Origin of the sequence: uncultured Microbacterium sp., from assembly GCF_945952435.1 — a bacterium.
Classification (GTDB): domain Bacteria; phylum Actinomycetota; class Actinomycetes; order Actinomycetales; family Microbacteriaceae; genus Microbacterium.
Window position 1 is genome coordinate 59,425 of sequence record NZ_CAMFHZ010000004.1, and the last position, 16,592, is coordinate 76,016.

Annotated in this window: 14 protein-coding genes and 1 tRNA gene; 8 read left to right on the forward strand and 7 right to left on the reverse strand. The window is 71.2% G+C overall.

All coding sequences use genetic code 11. From position 1 onward, the window contains the following. Positions 1–14 precede the first annotated feature (14 nt). The gene (locus Q0P88_RS02990) at positions 15–1,103 is read right to left on the reverse strand and encodes a peptidoglycan DD-metalloendopeptidase family protein (protein WP_295010920.1); all 1,089 of its coding nucleotides are present in this window, start codon (positions 1,101–1,103) and stop codon (positions 15–17) included. A 278-nt stretch (positions 1,104–1,381) separates the two neighbouring features. On the opposite strand from Q0P88_RS02990, the gene Q0P88_RS02995 reads away from it, so the two are divergent. Next, complete coding sequence (locus Q0P88_RS02995) at positions 1,382–1,633, forward strand: hypothetical protein (RefSeq protein ID WP_295010922.1); 252 nt, start codon at positions 1,382–1,384, stop codon at positions 1,631–1,633. Positions 1,634–1,655: 22 nt separating this feature from the next. On the opposite strand, the gene Q0P88_RS03000 is transcribed toward Q0P88_RS02995, so the two are convergent. Next, positions 1,656–2,135 carry an Lrp/AsnC family transcriptional regulator gene (locus tag Q0P88_RS03000; RefSeq protein WP_295010924.1) on the reverse strand — a complete coding sequence of 160 codons (480 nt, stop codon included), beginning with the start codon at positions 2,133–2,135 and terminating at the stop codon, positions 1,656–1,658. Positions 2,136–2,248: 113 nt separating this feature from the next. Here Q0P88_RS03000 and Q0P88_RS03005 point away from each other — a divergent pair, with 113 nt between their 5' ends. The 4 genes from Q0P88_RS03005 to Q0P88_RS03020 all read left to right on the forward strand — a co-directional run bounded on the left by Q0P88_RS03005 (position 2,249) and on the right by Q0P88_RS03020 (position 8,221). Then, positions 2,249–3,451: a PLP-dependent aspartate aminotransferase family protein gene (locus Q0P88_RS03005; RefSeq protein WP_295010926.1), complete on the forward strand. Its 1,203-nt coding sequence runs from the start codon at positions 2,249–2,251 to the stop codon at positions 3,449–3,451. A 94-nt stretch (positions 3,452–3,545) separates the two neighbouring features. Continuing rightward, the gene (locus Q0P88_RS03010) at positions 3,546–4,805 is read left to right on the forward strand and encodes an MFS transporter (protein WP_295011092.1); all 1,260 of its coding nucleotides are present in this window, start codon (positions 3,546–3,548) and stop codon (positions 4,803–4,805) included. 149 nt (positions 4,806–4,954) lie between these two features. Beyond that, positions 4,955–5,791 (forward strand): SDR family NAD(P)-dependent oxidoreductase, encoded by an 837-nt coding sequence (locus tag Q0P88_RS03015; RefSeq protein ID WP_295010928.1) that lies wholly within the window; start codon positions 4,955–4,957, stop codon positions 5,789–5,791. Positions 5,792–5,794: 3 nt separating this feature from the next. Further along, positions 5,795–8,221, forward strand: a complete 2,427-nt coding sequence (locus tag Q0P88_RS03020; RefSeq protein ID WP_295010930.1) for an HAD-IC family P-type ATPase — start codon at positions 5,795–5,797, stop codon at positions 8,219–8,221. Here Q0P88_RS03020 and Q0P88_RS03025 read toward each other — a convergent pair. The 3 genes from Q0P88_RS03025 to Q0P88_RS03035 all read right to left on the reverse strand — a co-directional run bounded on the left by Q0P88_RS03025 (position 8,170) and on the right by Q0P88_RS03035 (position 10,329). Next, entirely contained in the window at positions 8,170–9,324 is a 1,155-nt protein-coding gene (locus tag Q0P88_RS03025; protein WP_295010932.1) for an acyltransferase, read from the reverse strand. The genes Q0P88_RS03020 and Q0P88_RS03025 overlap by 52 nt on opposite strands. A 91-nt stretch (positions 9,325–9,415) precedes the next feature. Beyond that, positions 9,416–9,907, reverse strand: coding sequence for a YbaK/EbsC family protein (locus tag Q0P88_RS03030; protein WP_295010934.1), 492 nt, complete (start codon positions 9,905–9,907; stop codon positions 9,416–9,418). A 41-nt stretch (positions 9,908–9,948) separates the two neighbouring features. Then, positions 9,949–10,329 (reverse strand): DoxX family membrane protein, encoded by a 381-nt coding sequence (locus tag Q0P88_RS03035; protein WP_295010936.1) that lies wholly within the window; start codon positions 10,327–10,329, stop codon positions 9,949–9,951. A 218-nt stretch (positions 10,330–10,547) separates the two neighbouring features. On the opposite strand from Q0P88_RS03035, the gene pepN reads away from it, so the two are divergent. Both pepN and Q0P88_RS03045 read left to right on the forward strand, forming a co-directional pair. Next, positions 10,548–13,037: an aminopeptidase N gene (gene pepN / locus Q0P88_RS03040; protein ID WP_295010938.1), complete on the forward strand. Its 2,490-nt coding sequence runs from the start codon at positions 10,548–10,550 to the stop codon at positions 13,035–13,037. Between the two features lie 98 nt (positions 13,038–13,135). Then, positions 13,136–14,290, forward strand: a complete 1,155-nt coding sequence (locus tag Q0P88_RS03045) for a cation:proton antiporter (RefSeq protein ID WP_295010940.1) — start codon at positions 13,136–13,138, stop codon at positions 14,288–14,290. A 37-nt stretch (positions 14,291–14,327) separates the two neighbouring features. On the opposite strand, the gene Q0P88_RS03050 is transcribed toward Q0P88_RS03045, so the two are convergent. After that, positions 14,328–14,969 (reverse strand): MBL fold metallo-hydrolase, encoded by a 642-nt coding sequence (locus Q0P88_RS03050; RefSeq protein WP_295010942.1) that lies wholly within the window; start codon positions 14,967–14,969, stop codon positions 14,328–14,330. Between the two features lie 128 nt (positions 14,970–15,097). Here Q0P88_RS03050 and Q0P88_RS03055 point away from each other — a divergent pair. Next, positions 15,098–15,170 (forward strand) — tRNA-Glu (locus Q0P88_RS03055). A 49-nt stretch (positions 15,171–15,219) separates the two neighbouring features. Here Q0P88_RS03055 and Q0P88_RS03060 read toward each other — a convergent pair. Continuing rightward, positions 15,220–16,536: an acyltransferase gene (locus Q0P88_RS03060; protein WP_295010944.1), complete on the reverse strand. Its 1,317-nt coding sequence runs from the start codon at positions 16,534–16,536 to the stop codon at positions 15,220–15,222. Between the last annotated feature and the right edge of the window lie 56 nt (positions 16,537–16,592).

Sequence of the window (16,592 nt, forward strand, 5' to 3'; positions counted from 1 at the left end):
CAGGCTCTAGGGCCTCAGAAGACGTTGGCCTCGAGCCACGCGAGCGGGTCGATCGGGTTGTCGTTGATGTGCACCTCGAGGTGAAGGCACGTGCCGACCGTCCAGCCCGTGTCGCCGACGCGGCCGAGGAACTGCCCTGCGGTGACGCATTCGCCGACCTGCACGGCGCGCGTGCCGTACTCCATGTGGCCGTAGAGCGTGGAGACGGCCTTGGCGGAGCTGAGCGCCGGGTGCGCGATCTCCACGGCGACGCCGTACCCCTGATAGCTCTCCTGGGACATCGTGACGCAGCCGTCGGCGACCGCGTAGATCGGCGTGCCGGCCGGAGCCGCGAAGTCCTGACCCATGTGGCTGCGGCCCGTGCGTGCGGCGCCGAAGCCGTCGGTGAGCGTGTAGGACCCTGCGGCCATCGGGTAGATGACCTGGCCGGGCTTGGCGATCGACGCGACGCCCGTGCGCTCGGCGGCGGCGGTGGCGGCCTGCATCGCGCTCAGCTCGGTCGGGGTCGTCGCGGTGAACGTGCCGTGGACCTGCACGTCGGGAAGCACGCCGTGCGCCGCGGTGAAGGACTGGGCGCGGATGTCGGCCGCGGCGGTCGTGGCGGCGTTGCCGTCCGCGGCACGGGCGAGGCCGATCGCGGGGAGCGCGGTGCCGACGACGAGCGCGCCGATCGCGAACGCGGCGCCCGTCGTCTTGCTGACCCGCTGCACCGAGCGCACCGGCCGCACGGCGCGGTCTGGCTTCGTCGCACGGGCGCGGCGGCCCTTGCTCCGGCCCTTGCCCTGGGGTGCGATGTGCGAGGCCGAAGGCGTCTCCGGCTCGGCGGGCGCCGGCAGCTGCTCGGCCACAGGCTGGTCGCTGATCGGTTCGACCGCGATCTCGATCTCGGGAACGGCGGCGCCCGGCGTCTCGACGGTCACGGCCTCGGGAAGCTCGTCCTCGGGGGCGGCGAGGACGACGACGTCCTGCGGCTCGGACGACTCGACGGGAGGCTGCGGGTCGTTCTCGGTCGGGGTGTGCGCCTGGGCGGCGAGCGCCTGCAGGCGCAACGCGCGGCGGGACAGCGGGGCGGAAGAGGCGGAGTCTGTGGGGAGTGAAGTCATGCGGGGGGAGGGGCGCCCGGGTTCAGGCGAAAGCGAAGGGATGATGTGCTCCTCGGGCAGGGGAGGGTGTTACAACTCCGTAATAATACGGGGAGTTCCTGAAAATCGCATGGATTGGGCGCGATCCGTTTTCATCGCAGGTCGTCGCGACGGCCTCCGTGGCGACCGCCCTCCGGAGCCGCGTACCCCGCGCCCTCGCGATTTCTCCCTGATCGCAGGCCGTTCCCGGGCGTACGCTGGTGTCCGAGGCGTGAACGCCTCCGAGAGGAGCAGGACGCATGGCAGACACGCCGAACACGAGCGGTTCCGCAGAGGACCCGAGGGACCGCCTCGAGGGGACGTACACCGAGCGGGCCGGCGAGCCGGATCAGGAGCGCACGGTGCACGGGCAGTACACCCGCACGGAGCAGGGCGGTCCCGACACCGAGACGCGCGGGACCTACGCCGGGGCCGAGCACGAGGACGGCAGCACTCCGCCGCCCCGCTCGACGCACGACCGCCTCGGAAAGTACATCCGCAAGGATCAGTAGTCCCGCCGAGCCCGCGACGGGCTCAGTCCGGATCGAGAGCGCCGGAGCCGTCGCGCCGCTCGAAGACGAGCTGCGTCTCGGTCGCACGGACCACCTCGTGCACCGTGATTCGTTCCAGGACGATGTCGCGCAACGCCGTGGCGTCGGCGACGGCCACGTGCACGAGGAAGTCGTCGGCGCCCGCGATGTGGAACACCTGCAGCACGCCAGGGGTGCGTTCGAGCGCGTCGAAGAGCGCCTCGACCCCTGGCTTGCTGTGCGCCCCGAGCCTCACGCGGATCACGGCCTGGACGCCTCGTCCCAGACGGGAGGGATCGAGGATCAGCCGCGTTCCCACGATCACGCCGCGCGAGCGCAGGGCGCGCAGCCGGAAGGCGCACGTCGACGCGGGGACGTCCAGGGCGGCGGCGAGCTCCTTGACCGGGGCATCGGGACGCGCCGCGAGCGCGGCGAGGATCCGCCGGTCCAGTGCGTCTACAGGGGTGTTCTGCGCAGCGGTCAAGATCGGCTCCCTCGGAGAGGCGGATTTCGTCGTCAGGACAACATCCTGGCGCGATTCCGGTCATGGCGACAAGGGATCTGGCGTTCCTCTGCGCCGTGAGGGATCGTGGCGCCATGATCGAACGCTCCGGATACGACCGGCCCCCGCACCCCGACACCGTCGCCGTCCATGCGGGGCGTGCGGATCTCGCCGCCCTGGGGGTGCACGCACCGCCCCTCGATCTCTCGTCGACGAATCCCCTGCCCGACATCGTCCACGGCGGCGACTCGTACGAATCCATGGCGACCGGCGGACATCCGCTGCCCGATGGCGGCAACGTGTACGCGCGGCTGTGGAACCCCACGGTGGCCCGTTTCGAGGAGGCCCTCGCCGAGCTCGAGCACGCGGAGGCCGCGGTGGCGTTCGGAAGCGGCATGGCGGCGATGACGGCGGCCATCCTGGCGCACACGTCCGCGGTGGGACGCGGGCACATCGTCGCGGTCCGCCCTTTGTACGGCGGCACCGACCATCTGCTCGATGCGGGCCTGCTCGGAGCCGAGACGACCTTCTGCGCCGAGGACGGCGTCGCCGCGGCGCTGCGGCCCGATACCGGGCTCGTCATCGTGGAGACGCCTGGAAACCCGACCCTCGATCTCGTCGACATCGCGGCCGTCGTCGCGCAGGCGGGGGAGGTGCCGGTGCTCGTCGACAACACGTTCGCGACGCCGCTGCTGCAGAACCCGCTCGATCTCGGCGCGCGCATGTCGTTGCACAGCGCGACGAAGTACATCGGAGGGCACGGTGACGTGATCGCCGGTGTCATCGCCTGTGCGGAGGACACGGCGCAGGCGCTGCGGCGCGTCCGGGCGATCACCGGGGCGTTGCTGCACCCTCTGGGCGCCTACCTGTTGCATCGCGGCCTCGCGACGCTCCCGGTACGGCTCGAACGTCAGCAGCGCTCGGCGGAGCGGATCGTCGCGTGGCTCGCCGAGCAGCCGGAGATCGCCGAGGTCCGCTACCCGGGCATCGGCGACGTCCGCGGGCTCGTGCCCCGGCAGATGCGGGGCGGCGGCGCGATGATCGCGATGCGGCTGCGCGACGGGTATCCCGCGGCCGAAGTGCTCACCGGCTCGGTGCGGCTGTTCACGCACGCCGTGTCGCTCGGCGGGGTCGACTCGCTGATCCAGCACCCTGCCGCGCTCACGCATCGTCCTGTCGCCCCGGAGGCGCGGCCGGGGGCGGACGTCGTTCGCATCTCGGTCGGGCTCGAGGGTCCACAGGACCTCATCGACGACCTCGCGCACGCCCTGGTGCGCGTCGCGGCGGCCGTCGCCTGAGCGTCCGTCGGACGCGCGGACGCCCCCGGGGCCCGTGGCGCGTGGAGGGTCCGCCGATGTCGGTGCCCTCGGCCAGACTGGTTGGGTGACCGGTATGCGAACGTTCTGGACCGCCCTGCCCACCGAGGGGCGCTGGTTGCTGTCCACCGTCGCCATCCAGACGATGGGGCGAGGACTCACCCTGCCCTTCACGATCATCTACCTGCACGAGGTGCGGGGCTTCGACCTCGGTCTCTCCGGCGCGCTGATGAGCATCATCGCGGTCGCGGGTCTCGTGGTGACGGGGCCGGGCGGCACGCTCATCGACCGTTTCGGGGCGCGAAGGGTCCTGCTCGTCGGGCTCACGGCGATGGTCGTGGGATGCGTGCTGCTGGCGTTCGCGACCACCCCGTCGGTCGCCGCGGTCGCCCTCGTGCTCATCGGCATCAACTTCGGCGTCTCCTGGCCCGGGTTCAACGCGCTCATCGCGACGATCGTGGACGGAGAAGTCCGCCAGCAGTACTTCGGAGTGAACTTCGCCCTGATCAACCTCGGCATCGGCGTGGGCGGCGTCGTGGGCGGCTTCTTCGTGGACGTCCAGCGTCCGGAGACCTTCGAGCTCATCTTCCTCGTCGACGGGGCCAGCGCGCTGATCCCGATGGCTCTGCTCCTCGGTCCGCTCCGTCGGGTGCGCACCCACGCGGATCCCGACGATGCGGGCGCCCCCGTCGACGGGTACCGTCGCATTCTGCGCCGCCCGGGGGTGCTCTGGCTCACCCTGCTCACGTTCCTCGCGGTCTTCATCGGCTACGGTCAGATGGAGGGAGGGTTCCCTGCGTTCGCGCGCCAGGTCTCTGGCGTCTCGACGCAGGTGGTCGGCTTCGCCTTCGCCGTCAACACGGTCGTCATCGTTGCGCTGCAGTTCGCGGTCCTGAAGCTCATCACGGGTCGGCGGCGCACGCGGGTGATGCAGGTCATGGCCCTCATCTGGGCGGCGTCGTGGGGCGTGCTCGGAGTGACCGGGCTGCTGCCCGACTCGCTCGCGGCGGCGATCGGCGTGCTCGCGTTCATGGGTGTCTTCGCCTTCGGAGAGACGATGCTGCAGCCGACCGTGCCCGCGATCTTCAACGACCTCGCCTCGGAGCGCAACCGCGGTCGCTACAACGCGATCAACTCGGCAGCCTTCCAGGGCGGGGCGATCGCCGGTCCGATCGCTGCGGGACTCCTGCTCGGCGAAGGTCGTCAGGCGTGGTTCATCGTCGCGATGATCGCCGGAGCCGTGCTCGTCGGCGTCCTGGCGTTCGTGCTCGAACGCCATATCCCCGCGGTCGCCAACGGCGTGTCCGTGCCGGCGGAGGAGAAGGCCGCCGTCTGAGCTCGCCCATGCACGAGCTTTATGCCTGAGGCGTGTGCGACGAGGCCGACCGGTCGACTCGGGCGGCGGTGCGCTCGCCGAACCGTGGGCGTCGGAGGCCCCACGATCCGCCGGGAGCGGCGCCAGGGTCGCACTGTTACGGTGAGCGCATGAGTCACATCGCGCTGGTCACGGGAACCTCGTCCGGGATGGGCATGCACGCCGCCGTCGCGCTCGCGCAACGCGGGGCACGGGTGATCGCGACCCTGCGCGACACGGCACGCTCGCAGCTGCTGCGCGACACCGCGGAGGCCGCGGGGGTGGAGCTGGAGATCAGGGCTCTCGACGTCGTCGACCACGATGCCGCCCAGCGTGTCGTCGCCGAGATCATCGACACCCACGGGCGCATCGACGTCCTCGTGAACAACGCGGGCCAGGGCGGGGTGGGCACCGCCGAACAGCTCTCCATGGAGCAGATCAGGGCACAGGTCGAGGTCAACTACCTCGCGCCGGTGCATCTGACCAAACTCGTGCTGCCGGGGATGCGCGAACGCGGCGACGGCAGCATCCTCACGGTCACGAGCGTCGGCGGCGCCGTCGGACAGCCTTTCGCCGACGCCTACTGCGGGGCGAAGTTCGCCGTCGAGGGCTTCATGCAGTCGCTCGCCGCAGTCGCGGCCCGGTTCGGAGTGCGGGTGGGCGTGATCGAGCCGGCGGCCGTGGCGAGCGAGTTCGTGCGCAACGCCGTCCGTCCCGACGATGGGGGCCCCTACGGCCCGCTGCTCGACGCCTACCTCGCGCGGACCTCGGGCGCGTTCGCGCGGGCGCAGTCCGCCGCAGAGGCGGGCGCGGAGATCGCGGCGGCCGCGCTCTCGGAGGAGTTCGTGTTCCGCCGGCAGACCTCGGACGCCGCGCGGGCGTTCGTCGGCGTCTCGCTCGCGGACCTCGACGGATCCCGGGTGAGCGGGTTCACCGCGGGATGGATCGCGACGGATCGGCCGGTCTGAGGCGTGAGCGCAGGTCCTTCCCTGCCCGGTGCGGCACCCGGGACCGTCGGGGAGCCGCTGACCGCCGACGAGGTGGCGGCGCGGGTCGCCCGGGGGGAGAGCAACGCGATCGAGGCGCGTACGAGCCGCACCTTCGGCGAGATCTTCCGCGCCAACGCGTTCACCCGCGTGAACGCGATCTACGCCGTCCTGTTCCTGCTCATCCTCGGCACCGGCTCCTTCATCGACGGCCTCTTCGGACTGCTCATCGTGGTGAACAGCGTGGTGGGCATGGTGCAGGAGATCAGGGCGAAGCGCACGCTCGACCGCCTCGCGCTGCTCAGCAAGGCCCCCGCGCGGGTCGAGAGGGCCGACGGTCGAGCGGAGCTCGACGTCGAGGGGATCGTGCTCGACGACGTGGTGCTCGTCGCGGCGGGAGATCAGATCCCCGTGGACGGGATCGTCCTCGAGGCCGTCGGGTTCGAGGTGGACGAGTCCCTGCTCACGGGGGAGTCCGAGCCGGTGCTCGCCGGCGCGGGCTACGAGCTGAAGTCGGGCAGCTTCGTCGCCGCCGGATCCGCCCGCTTCCGTGCGACGGCCGTCGGCGTCCACGCGTACGCGGCCAAGCTCGCGAAGGAGGCGTCGCAGTTCCGCCGCCCGACGTCCCAGCTGCGTTCCGGGATCGACCGGATCCTGAAGTACGTCACCTGGGCGCTCATCCCGGTCGGGGTGCTCACGATCGTGAATCAGATCTGGGGACATTCCGAGGACTGGCGCTCGGCCGTGCGCGGGCTCGTGGCGGCGCTGGTGCCGATGGTGCCGGAAGGGCTCGTGCTCATGACGAGCGTGGCGATGGCGGTCGGCGTGATCCGCCTCGGTCGACGCAACTGCCTGGTGCAGGACCTCCCCGCGATCGAGCAGCTCGCGCGCGTCGACGTGGTCTGCACGGACAAGACGGGGACGCTCACCGAGGACGGCATGCGGGTGGACGCCGTGGAGCTCCTCGGGGACGCCGCCGAGGACGCGATCGAGGGTGCGCTCGCGGCGATCGGGCGGGCGGAGGGAAGGCCGAACAGCAGCATGACCGCCATCCTGGAGCGCGTCGGCGACGTCGCGGCGCCGGTCGTCGCCCGCACGGTCGCGTTCTCCTCCGCCCGCAAGTGGGCGGCGACCGAGACCGAGGGCGGGATGACCTGGGTCCTCGGCGCCCCCGACGTCCTGCTGCCGGACGAGGACGCCGCTCGGGTCCGTGCGGAGGCTCTTGGCGCTCGGGGTCTGCGCGTCCTGGTGCTCGCGCAGACGGATCGCCCCCTGCCCGACTCCGCGGCGGGGCGGGAGACCCTGCCGGAGGGCCTCGCCGCGGCGGCGCTCGTGATCCTGGACCAGCGCCTGCGCCCGGAGGCGCCGGGTGCGATCTCCTACTTCGCCGCGCAGGACGTCCGGATCAAGGTGATCTCGGGCGACAACGCGGCGGCGGTCGGCGCGATCGCCGCCGAAGCGGGGGTTCCGGAGGGACGCGACGCCGTCGACGCACGGACGCTCAACCCCGGATCGTGGCATTTCGACGAACAGGTGCGCGACCGCACGGCGTTCGGCCGGGTCACCCCCACGCAGAAGCGCGCGATGGTGCACTCCCTGCAGCGGGATGGACGCGTCGTGGCGATGACGGGCGACGGCGTGAACGACGTCCTCGCGCTCAAGGACGCGGACGTCGGCGTCGCGATGGGATCCGGATCCCCGGCGGCCAGGGCGGTGTCGCGCATCGTGCTGCTGGACAACTCGTTCGCCACGCTGCCGCACGTCGTCGCGGAGGGACGCCGCGTGATCGGCAACATCGAGCGGGTCGCGACGCTGTTCCTGACCAAGACGCTCTACTCGATCCTGCTCGCCCTGCTGGTCGCGGTCACGGCCGTGCCGTTCCCCTTCCTGCCACGGCACGTGACGCTGATCGCCTGGTTCACGATCGGAATCCCCGCGTTCTTCCTCGCGCTCGCGCCGAACACCGCTCGTGCGCAGGACGGTTTCGTCCGCCGGGTGCTGGACGCCGCGATCCCCGGCGGGATCGGGGCCGCCCTCGCCTCCTACGGTGCGTATCTCACGGCCCGCGCGGTCCTGGGTGGGACGGACCACGAGCGCAGGCTCACGACCTCGACGGCGTTCCTCGCACTCATCATCGTCGCGTTCTTCGTGCTCATCACGGTCGCGCGCCCGTTCCAGCCGTGGAAGTTCGTGCTCGTCGGGGCGATGATCGCCGGGATGCTCGCGGTGATCCTGACCCCGTTCGGATCGCGGGTCTTCGACGTGGATCTGCACGACCCGCGGGCGGTGCTCATCGGCTGCGCGTTCGGCGCGGCCGGGATCCTGGTCCGCTACGGCGCACGAGCCGCCCTGAGGGCCGTCTACCGGGCGGTGACCGTTCGCCGCGAGCGGCGGGACGCGGCGCGGCGCTGAGCGAGGCGTTCGGCGAGCGCCGCGCCGATCATGCCCGCCTTGCCGGCGAGCTCCTGACCCGGCTGTTCGACGAGACGGTGGAAGACGGCAGCGCCGGCGACGCTGACCGGTACGCCGATGAGCAGTGCGAGCCACCAGCGCTCGGCCCCGAGCAGATAGCTCAGCGAGGCCAGGATCGGGGCGTGCACGAGATAGAGGCTGAACGACATCCGCCCCAGCCACTGCATCGGCCGGGTCTCGAGCGGCCGCTGCGCAGCCGGCCAGACCATCGTGAGCACGACGAGCAGGCCGGCGCCCGCTCCGGCCACGGCCCAGAGCAGGTCGTCCGCGACCGTGCCGTCGGTGAGCGGCTTCGCGAGCTCGCTGCCGATGAGCATCGTCGCCGCGAGCGCGGCAAGCCAGGGGAGGGCGCGACGCGTTCCTGGGCGTTCCGCCCAGGAACGCAGGTCGTCGCGGCGCACCGCGATGAGCGTGCCGATGAGGAACACCGGCAGGTAGGCGAGCGCCGAGATCCCCGTGGTGCGGCCGACGAACATGAGCCCGACGCACAGCAGGGCGAACGGCAGGGCGAACCGGCGGACACGGATCGCGGCGACGCAGAACAGGGGCAGGAGCAGGGAGAAGAACAGCTCCCAGCGCAGGGACCACAGCACGTTGTCGATCGGGTAGTTCGCGCGCATGAGCGACATCTGGGAGAGCACGTCGGCCGCGGACACGTCGGTCGCCTGCGCGCTCTGCATCCAGGAGTCGTCCGGCATCGTGGACGGATCGCGCGGGATGAGCCGCACGAGCAGAGCGCCGGCGCCGAGCGCCGCGATCACGGGGACGTAGAGGCGCAGCAGACGTGCCGGGTAGTACCGCGCCCAGGAGAAGCCGCGCTTCAGGGCGGGCAGTGCCACCACCAGACCCGACAGCACGAAGAAGACCATGACGGCCTCGGAGCCGGCGAGCAGCAGCTTCACCGGCGACCGCGTGAGCACGGCCCATCCCGCCGGATCGATCCAGGGCTGAGCGATGAGGGAGGCATGATGAGCCAGGACGATGACCGCGGCGAGACCGCGGAGACCGTCCAGGGATCTGATCCTGTTACCGTTCCGTGACATCCCGCTTCACGCTACGGACGCAGCCTGGGCGTCGCCTGGATCCCGTCTCTGAGCCCCGCAAAGACGGGCGACACGCCGCGAAGGGCGGTGATCAGTCCGCGGAGACGATCGCGACGGTTCCGTCGGTGAGGGCGACGAGCTCCTCGAAGCCGAGCGGCATCACGGTGTGCGGCGTGCCCCCGGCCGTCCAGACGACGGGATGCGCGCGCAGCGCGGCGTCGACGATGGTGCGCAGGGGCTCGGGGTGGCCCACCGGCGCCACACCGCCGATCGCCTGCCCGGTCACGGCACGGACGACGTCCGCGGGCGCCATCGCGACGGTCGTCGCGCCGATCGCACCCGCGAGGATGTCCGGATCCACGCGGTGCGCACCGCTCGTCATGACCAGCACGGGCTGGTCGTCGGCGAGGAAGATCAGGCTGTTCCCGATCGCACCGACGCTGCAGCCGAGCGCGGCAGCGGCCTCGGCGGCCGTCCGCGCGGAGTCGGGCAGTACGCGCACCTCGGCGTCGAGCCCGGCGGCGCGGACGTGGTCCTGCACGACCCTGCTGCGTTCGGGAAGGGAGGAGGGCGCATTCGTCATGACCCCATGCTGTCACGTGCGGTCACGCACGCGGTGGGGAGTCAGAGGAAGGTCGCGACGAGAACGAGAAGCGCCAGCACGACCTGCCCGATCAACCGCGGCACGAGCGGCACCGCCAGGACCCCGAAGCGATCGCGATGCCGTGCCGCGAACGCGTTGGCGGGGAACACCGCGATCAGGAAGACCACGAGGGCGAGCCCCGCGGCCAGACGCGTCTGCGGCAGGAGCAGGCCGATCCCGCCGGCGATCTCGCAGACGCCGGTGAACCACACCAGCATGCGTGGCGTGATCCGGCGTCCACGGAGCGCGGGAGGGATCATCGCCGCCATCACGCGCACCGAGCGCGGCAGGAAGTGGTTGATCCCCATGCCTACGAACCCGAGCGCGAGGAGGATGCGCAGAGCGATCACCGCGACGGTCACGAGCCGTACCCGTGTCGGGGAAGGGCCCGGCGGCGCGCCGCACGGCGGCGAGGAGCGGAGGACTCTGTCAGGGGGTGCATCGGATCCATCCTCGCGCATGCGCACGCGGTGATGCGCACGAGGACATGTGCACGAGGTCATGCGCGCGTGGATACGGCCGACTGGTCGCCGATGGCGCCGCCGGCGGGCACCGCGACACTCCGTGAAACGATGGAGGTATGAGCACTGCGAATCTCACCCGGGCCGAGACCGCCGCGCGATCTGCGGCGATCCGACTGCACCGGATCCGGCTGGAACTCGACGTCACGGGAGCGGTCGATGCCGCGCGGAACGGCTTCCCGACGGCCTCGACGCTCGAGTTCGACGCCTCCGCGACCGAGACGTGGGTCGATTTCCTCGGCGAGAGCGTCGAGTCCGTCACGGTCAACGGAGTGGCCCAGGAGGTGCGCTGGGACGGCGCTCGCATCGCGCTGCGGGACCTCGCGGCGCACAACGTGGTCGAGATCCGCGCGGTCGGCGCGTACAGCCGGTCGGGGGAGGGGTTGCATCGGTTCGCGGACCCGGCCGACGGGAAGACATACCTCTACACGCATGACGAGCCGGCCGACGCCCGCCGCTTCATGGCGTGCTTCGAGCAGCCCGACATGAAGGCCGCGATCACCGTCGTGGTCACGGCGCCCGAGGGATGGGAGGTGCTGTCGAACCAGTCGCCCGTGCGCTCGGACGCCGCGCGCGGTGCGCAGACCGTCGAGTTCGCGCCCACCCTGCCGCTCTCGAGCTATCTCACGTGCGTCGCGGCCGGTCCGTACGTGCGTGCATCCGCGGAGTGGCGGCGCGACGATCAGGTGGTTCCTCTCGCAGCGTTCTGCCGTGCCTCGATGGCGGAGCACTTCGATGCGGACGAGATCCTCGGGATCGCGATGCAGGGCCTCGACTTCTTCACCGACGCGTTCGCGTTCCCCTATCCGTGGGGGAAGTACGACCAGATCTTCGTTCCCGAGTACAACATCGGCGCGATGGAGAATCCGGGGCTGGTCACCTTCACCGAGCAGTACCTGTTCCGCGGCGCGGCGACGAGGGCACAACGGCAGGGCAGGGCGAACACGATCCTGCACGAGATGGCGCACATGTGGTTCGGCGACCTGGTGACGATGCGCTGGTGGGACGACCTGTGGCTCAAAGAGTCGTTCGCGGACTACATGGGCACGCACGCCTCGGTCGCGGCGACCGAGTTCGACGACGCGTGGGTCGCCTTCGCGAACCGGCGCAAGGCATGGGCCTACACGCAGGACCAGCTGCCCAGCACGCATCCCGTCGTGGCAGACATCGTCGACCTCGAGGCGGCCAAGCTGAACTTCGACGGCATCACCTATGCGAAGGGTGCCGCCGTGCTCAAACAGCTCGTCGCGTTCGTCGGAGAGGACGCGTTCTTCGAGGGCGCACGGCGCTACTTCGCACGGCACGCGTACGGCAACACGACGCTCGAGGATCTGCTCGTCGAGCTCGAGGAGGCCTCGGGGCGGGACATGCGCGCCTGGGCGGCGCAGTGGCTGCAGACCACGGGGATGAGCACGCTGTCCCTCGAGCGCGACGACGAGGCGACGACGATCGTGCAGGCGGAGCCACGGCCGCACCGCCTCCAGGTCGGCCTCTACGATCTCGAAGGCGATGCGCTGGTGCGCCGAGAGCGGATCCCGCTGGACATCTCCGGGGAACGCACGCGGATCGATCTTCCGGATGCCGCGCTCACGCTGCTCAACGACGGCGATCTGACGTACGCCAAGGTCCGTCTGGACGAGCGATCCCTGGACACCGTCGAGGGTTCGCTGTCGACGCTCTCCGACCCGCTCGCCCGTGCGCTGGTCTGGTCGGCGCTGTGGAACGCGACCCGGGACGGGGAGCTGCCGGTCGCGCGCTACCTCCGCATCGTTGCGGCGCACGCTCCGCTCGAGTCGGACGGCGCTCTGCTCGGCGGCATCGTGCTGAACGCTCCGTTCGCGATCGGGCACTACCTGCCGGAGGAGACGCGTGCGCAGGCGCGGCGCGACTGGACCGAGGCGACCTGGGCCGCGTTGCGCGCGGCGGAGGCAGGCAGCGACACCCAGCTGCTCTGGGCCCGTGCGTTCGCCTCCGCGTCGGCGTTCGACGACGTCCGGCATGAGGACGTGCAGGCGATCCTGAACGGCGCCGGTCCCGCGGGGCTCCCCGTCGACCCCGATCTGCGCTGGTCGCTGCTCACCGCGCTCGTCACGACCGGGCACGCCGGCGCGGAGGAGATCACCGCCGAGCAGCTGCGCGACCACACGGCGAGCGGGCGGACCGCGGCCAGGGAGGCCGCATCGTCCACGCCCCGGCCTGACGTGAGGGCGGCCGACTGGCGAGCGGCCTGGGGCGACCTCGCCCTCACGAACGATCACCTCGACGCGACGATCGCCGGCTTCGGCGCGGGCGGTCGGCGCGACCTCGTCGAGAGTTTCGACGCGGAGTACTTCGAACGGATCGGACCCGCGTGGGCCGATCGCTCGATCGAGATCGCGCGGCGCCTCGTGATCGGGCTCTACCCGGATTCCCCGACCACGGCGCTCGTCGATGCCTGGCTCGCGGAGAACGGCGACGCTCCCGCTGCGCTGCGGCGACTCGTCGTCGAGCAGCGCGATCATCAGCAGCGGGCGATCCGCGTCCGCGCAGCGCAGCAGCCGACGCGGTAGCGGATCCGCGACACCCCGGGCGGTCCCTCCGCACGTCGGGGCCGGCCCGCTGAGCCTGTCGACGCGGCGCCGGTCGCCCGCGGCCCTACAGTGAGCGCATGACGTTCGCGACCCTGGCGCTCCTCGTGCTGGTGGGGCTCGCGGGGCCCGCGCTGTCCGCGCGCCGGTCCTGGCGCGTCCCGCTCGTCGCGGGGGAGCTGCTCGCGGGCATTCTCGTGGGGGCGAGCGGACTGCGCTGGGTCGATGCCGGCGAACCGACGCTGACGCTACTCGCCGAGATCGGGTTCGGACTGGTCATGCTCGTGATCGGTTCGCACATCCCGGTGCTCGATCCCGACGTGCGAGCGGTGTGGGGTCGCGGTGCGATCGGCGCCGCGGCCGTCGCGATCGTCGCGGTGGGGCTGGGATTCGGCACGGCGGCGCTCTTCGGCACGTCGCACGGCGCGGTGTACGCGGTGCTCATCGCCTCGTCGTCGGCCGCACTCGTGCTGCCCATGCTGCAGCAGCTCGACGTGACCGCGGGGTCCGCCGCGCAGCTCATCGCGCAGATCGCGCTGGCCGATGTGGCCTGCATCCTTGCGCTGCCCCTCGCGCTCCAGCCGTCCCGCGTGCCTCTCGTCGCGGCGGGCGGTCTGCTCATCGCGGGGATCGGCATCGTCCTCGCCCTCCTGCTCCGTCGCGTCGGGGAGCGCCGTCGCCGCCGGCTGCACGAGTACTCGGAATCGCGGCGCTTCGCGCTCGAACTGCGCTTCAGCCTGCTGGCACTGTTCGGGCTCGCCGCGATCGCGCAGTTCACCCACGTGTCGGTCATGATGGCCGGTTTCACCCTGGGGCTCGTGCTGTCGGCCAGCGGGCAGCCGCGTCGACTCGCGCATCAGCTCTTCGGGATGACCGAGGGCTTCTTCGGTCCGCTGTTCTTCGTGTGGCTGGGGGCGTCGATCGATCTGCGCACTCTCGGCGCGCACCCTCGGATGATCCTGCTCGGCCTCGCTCTCGGCGTCGCCGCGGTGCTGGCGCACCTCTTGGGGCGTGCGGTCGGTCTGCCCTGGGCGCAGACGATCGCATCGGCGGGACAGCTCGGCGTCCCGGTGGCCGCCGTCGCTGTGGGAGTGCAGGCGAAGGCGTTGCTGCCGGGGGAAGGCGGGGCGATCCTGCTCGGCGCTCTCGTCGCGGTCGTGGCGTCGTCGCTCGCCACGGCCGCCGTGTCGAGGCGTGCCGACGGCGCGGAGCGGGCCGCTGGTCGCTCCCGCTGAGCGCTCCGGCGCGACCCGATCGCGACGGAGCGACCGATCAGACCTCGATCGTGTCGCCCGGAGCCAGCTCGAAGAACGTGCCGCCGTTCTGTTCGGTGGCCCACTGCAGACGCGCCCGATGCATCGAGGCCCCCGGCGAGGAGAGCGTCATGTCGTGCGTTCCGAACGCGCGGCGCGGCTTCACAGCGAGGACGAAGTCGATCGCCTCCCCGACCTTCAGCCACGGCGCTCCGAGCGGCGCCGCCAGGGTTCCGACCTCGACGCCGTCCGGAACCGCGAACGAGTCGCCGGGGTAGTACAGCTCGTCGTCGACGAGGACACCCAGGTTGTCGACACGGGGGATCGAGGAGTGGATCTCCGCGTGCACGCCGCCGAAGAAGCGCAGCGTGAAGGCGCCCGCCGTGAGCGTCTCGCCGGGCGAGACGACCGTGATGTCGTATCCCTCTCCGACCGCTTCCGCGACGCCGGACGGAGCGAAGATCGGCGCTCCGGGGGCTGCCTCGAGGATCCGATCCAGGTGCTCGGCGGTCCAATGGTCGGCATGTTGGTGCGTCAGGGCGACGCCGACGACACGGGAGAGGTCGTCGAGCGGACGCGTGAAGCTCCCCGGATCGATCAGGAGGGTCTGGTCATGGTCGTCGACGCGGAGAGCCGCGTGCTCGAACTTGGTGACGCGCATGATCCGACACTACGCCTGCCGCGTGCGACACTCCCGGGCTTCGCCGAGCGGCCGCACCGATTTGGCGAGTGTTCAGCTGCATGCCATACTTGAACAGTTGTCGCGGGACGGAGACGCCCTGCGGATGAGGCCCCATCGTATAGCGGCCTAGTACGCCGCCCTCTCACGGCGGTAACGCGGGTTCGAATCCCGCTGGGGTCACAACACTCGAAAGCCCTCGGTTCGCCGAGGGCTTTCGTCGTCTCCGGGGTCAGAGCCGTGGTGTGCGCCAGGAGCCCACGAGCAGCAGCGCGCCGACCGATCCGATCAGCGCGCACACGGCCAGGGGGAGGTCGAGTCCGTAGGCCGTGATCGTGAGGGTCGGCACGACGAAGCTCGCCACGGCGATCGCCATGGCCTGCCTCGACGGCTCCGCGCCCATGTGCGGTGGCGCCTCGAACCGTACGAGCCACAGGGAGAGCAGCCACACCGCCGCCAGAACGAGAATCAGGAACGGCGCGCGGGTCCACCACCAGGTCGCGCTCCCCGGTGCCGGCATCGGCAGGGGGAGCAGCAGCTGGATACCGATCAGCACCATGATCGTCGGCAGATGCCAGAGGTACACGGTCATCAGACGGGAGCCGACGACCAGCACCACGCCCCGTGTGGCGCGCAGACGCAGCAGCGCCTCCAAGGGTCGACGCAGGAGGGTCAACGCGCTCGCCTGCACCACGGCGAGCACCGCCAAGGGCGCCGTCGGCGGCCACTGGTCGCTCAGCATGTTCCAGGAGTAGCCGCCCAGCGAGACGAGCCCGAGATCCACGAGGTAGCCCGCCGCGACGAGGGCCACCAGCGCGAGCGCACGGCGGGCGCGGAACCAGCCGTCGAAGAGGAAGAAGCCGACCTGCTGGGCGAAGAGCCAGACGAAAGCCACGTTCGGGATCCCGAACAGCTCCTCGCCGATGCCGTAGTGCCCGGCGGGGACGTGGCCGATGCCGAGCAGCTCCCCGGCGACGAGGAAGCGCAGCGCGTCGGTCAGCAGTGCGCCGAGCAGCAGCACGGCGAGGACGCGGGCGCCGTAGCGCGCATGCAGTCCGATCATCCACGGGGCGAGGGCCTGCACGAGCGCGTACGCCGCAAGGAACCACACCGGCGATCCGACCCCGATCGCGACGGTGTCGACGAGGGCAGGATCGAGCCCGAGCAACCGGACGATCCCGAGCGAGACCGCGAAGAAGACGAAGACGGGAATCGCCGGGCGTGCCAGCCGGGCCAGACGCAGCCGGACGAACCCGATCGCGTCGTCACCACGCCGCTGTGCCGAGCGCCATCCCGCGCGCGCCGCGTACCCGCCCACGACGAAGAACAGCGGCATGATGTTCAGGATCCAGCTCGCGGCGTCGAACCACTTCTGTCCTTCGACGGTGCGCTCGATGAGCAGCGATCCGTCGGGAGCGCGACCGACGCCGGTGAACAGGATGTGCACGAACACGACCAGGATCACGCACGCGACGCGCGTGAGATCGAGCGTGAGGTCGCGCCCCTCGGGGGCCACCTGCGAGGGCGAGACGGCGACACTGCGGCTCATGTCGACGACCCTAGCGGCGGATTCCTCGCTCGCGCGGGAAGCGCGGAAGGCTGTGG

Bases quoted from the DNA above. Each gene is read 5' to 3' on its own strand.
- Q0P88_RS02990 (WP_295010920.1), bottom strand. From the start codon at position 1,103: ATGACTTCACTCCCCACAGACTCCGCCTCTTCCGCCCCGCTGTCCCGC.
- Q0P88_RS02995 (WP_295010922.1), top strand. From the start codon at position 1,382: ATGGCAGACACGCCGAACACGAGCGGTTCCGCAGAGGACCCGAGGGAC.
- Q0P88_RS03005 (WP_295010926.1), top strand. From the start codon at position 2,249: ATGATCGAACGCTCCGGATACGACCGGCCCCCGCACCCCGACACCGTC.
- Q0P88_RS03010 (WP_295011092.1), top strand. From the start codon at position 3,546: ATGCGAACGTTCTGGACCGCCCTGCCCACCGAGGGGCGCTGGTTGCTG.
- Q0P88_RS03015 (WP_295010928.1), top strand. From the start codon at position 4,955: ATGAGTCACATCGCGCTGGTCACGGGAACCTCGTCCGGGATGGGCATG.
- Q0P88_RS03025 (WP_295010932.1), bottom strand. From the start codon at position 9,324: ATGTCACGGAACGGTAACAGGATCAGATCCCTGGACGGTCTCCGCGGT.
- Q0P88_RS03030 (WP_295010934.1), bottom strand. From the start codon at position 9,907: ATGACGAATGCGCCCTCCTCCCTTCCCGAACGCAGCAGGGTCGTGCAG.
- pepN (WP_295010938.1), top strand. From the start codon at position 10,548: ATGAGCACTGCGAATCTCACCCGGGCCGAGACCGCCGCGCGATCTGCG.
- Q0P88_RS03045 (WP_295010940.1), top strand. From the start codon at position 13,136: ATGACGTTCGCGACCCTGGCGCTCCTCGTGCTGGTGGGGCTCGCGGGG.
- Q0P88_RS03050 (WP_295010942.1), bottom strand. From the start codon at position 14,969: ATGCGCGTCACCAAGTTCGAGCACGCGGCTCTCCGCGTCGACGACCAT.
- Q0P88_RS03060 (WP_295010944.1), bottom strand. From the start codon at position 16,536: ATGAGCCGCAGTGTCGCCGTCTCGCCCTCGCAGGTGGCCCCCGAGGGG.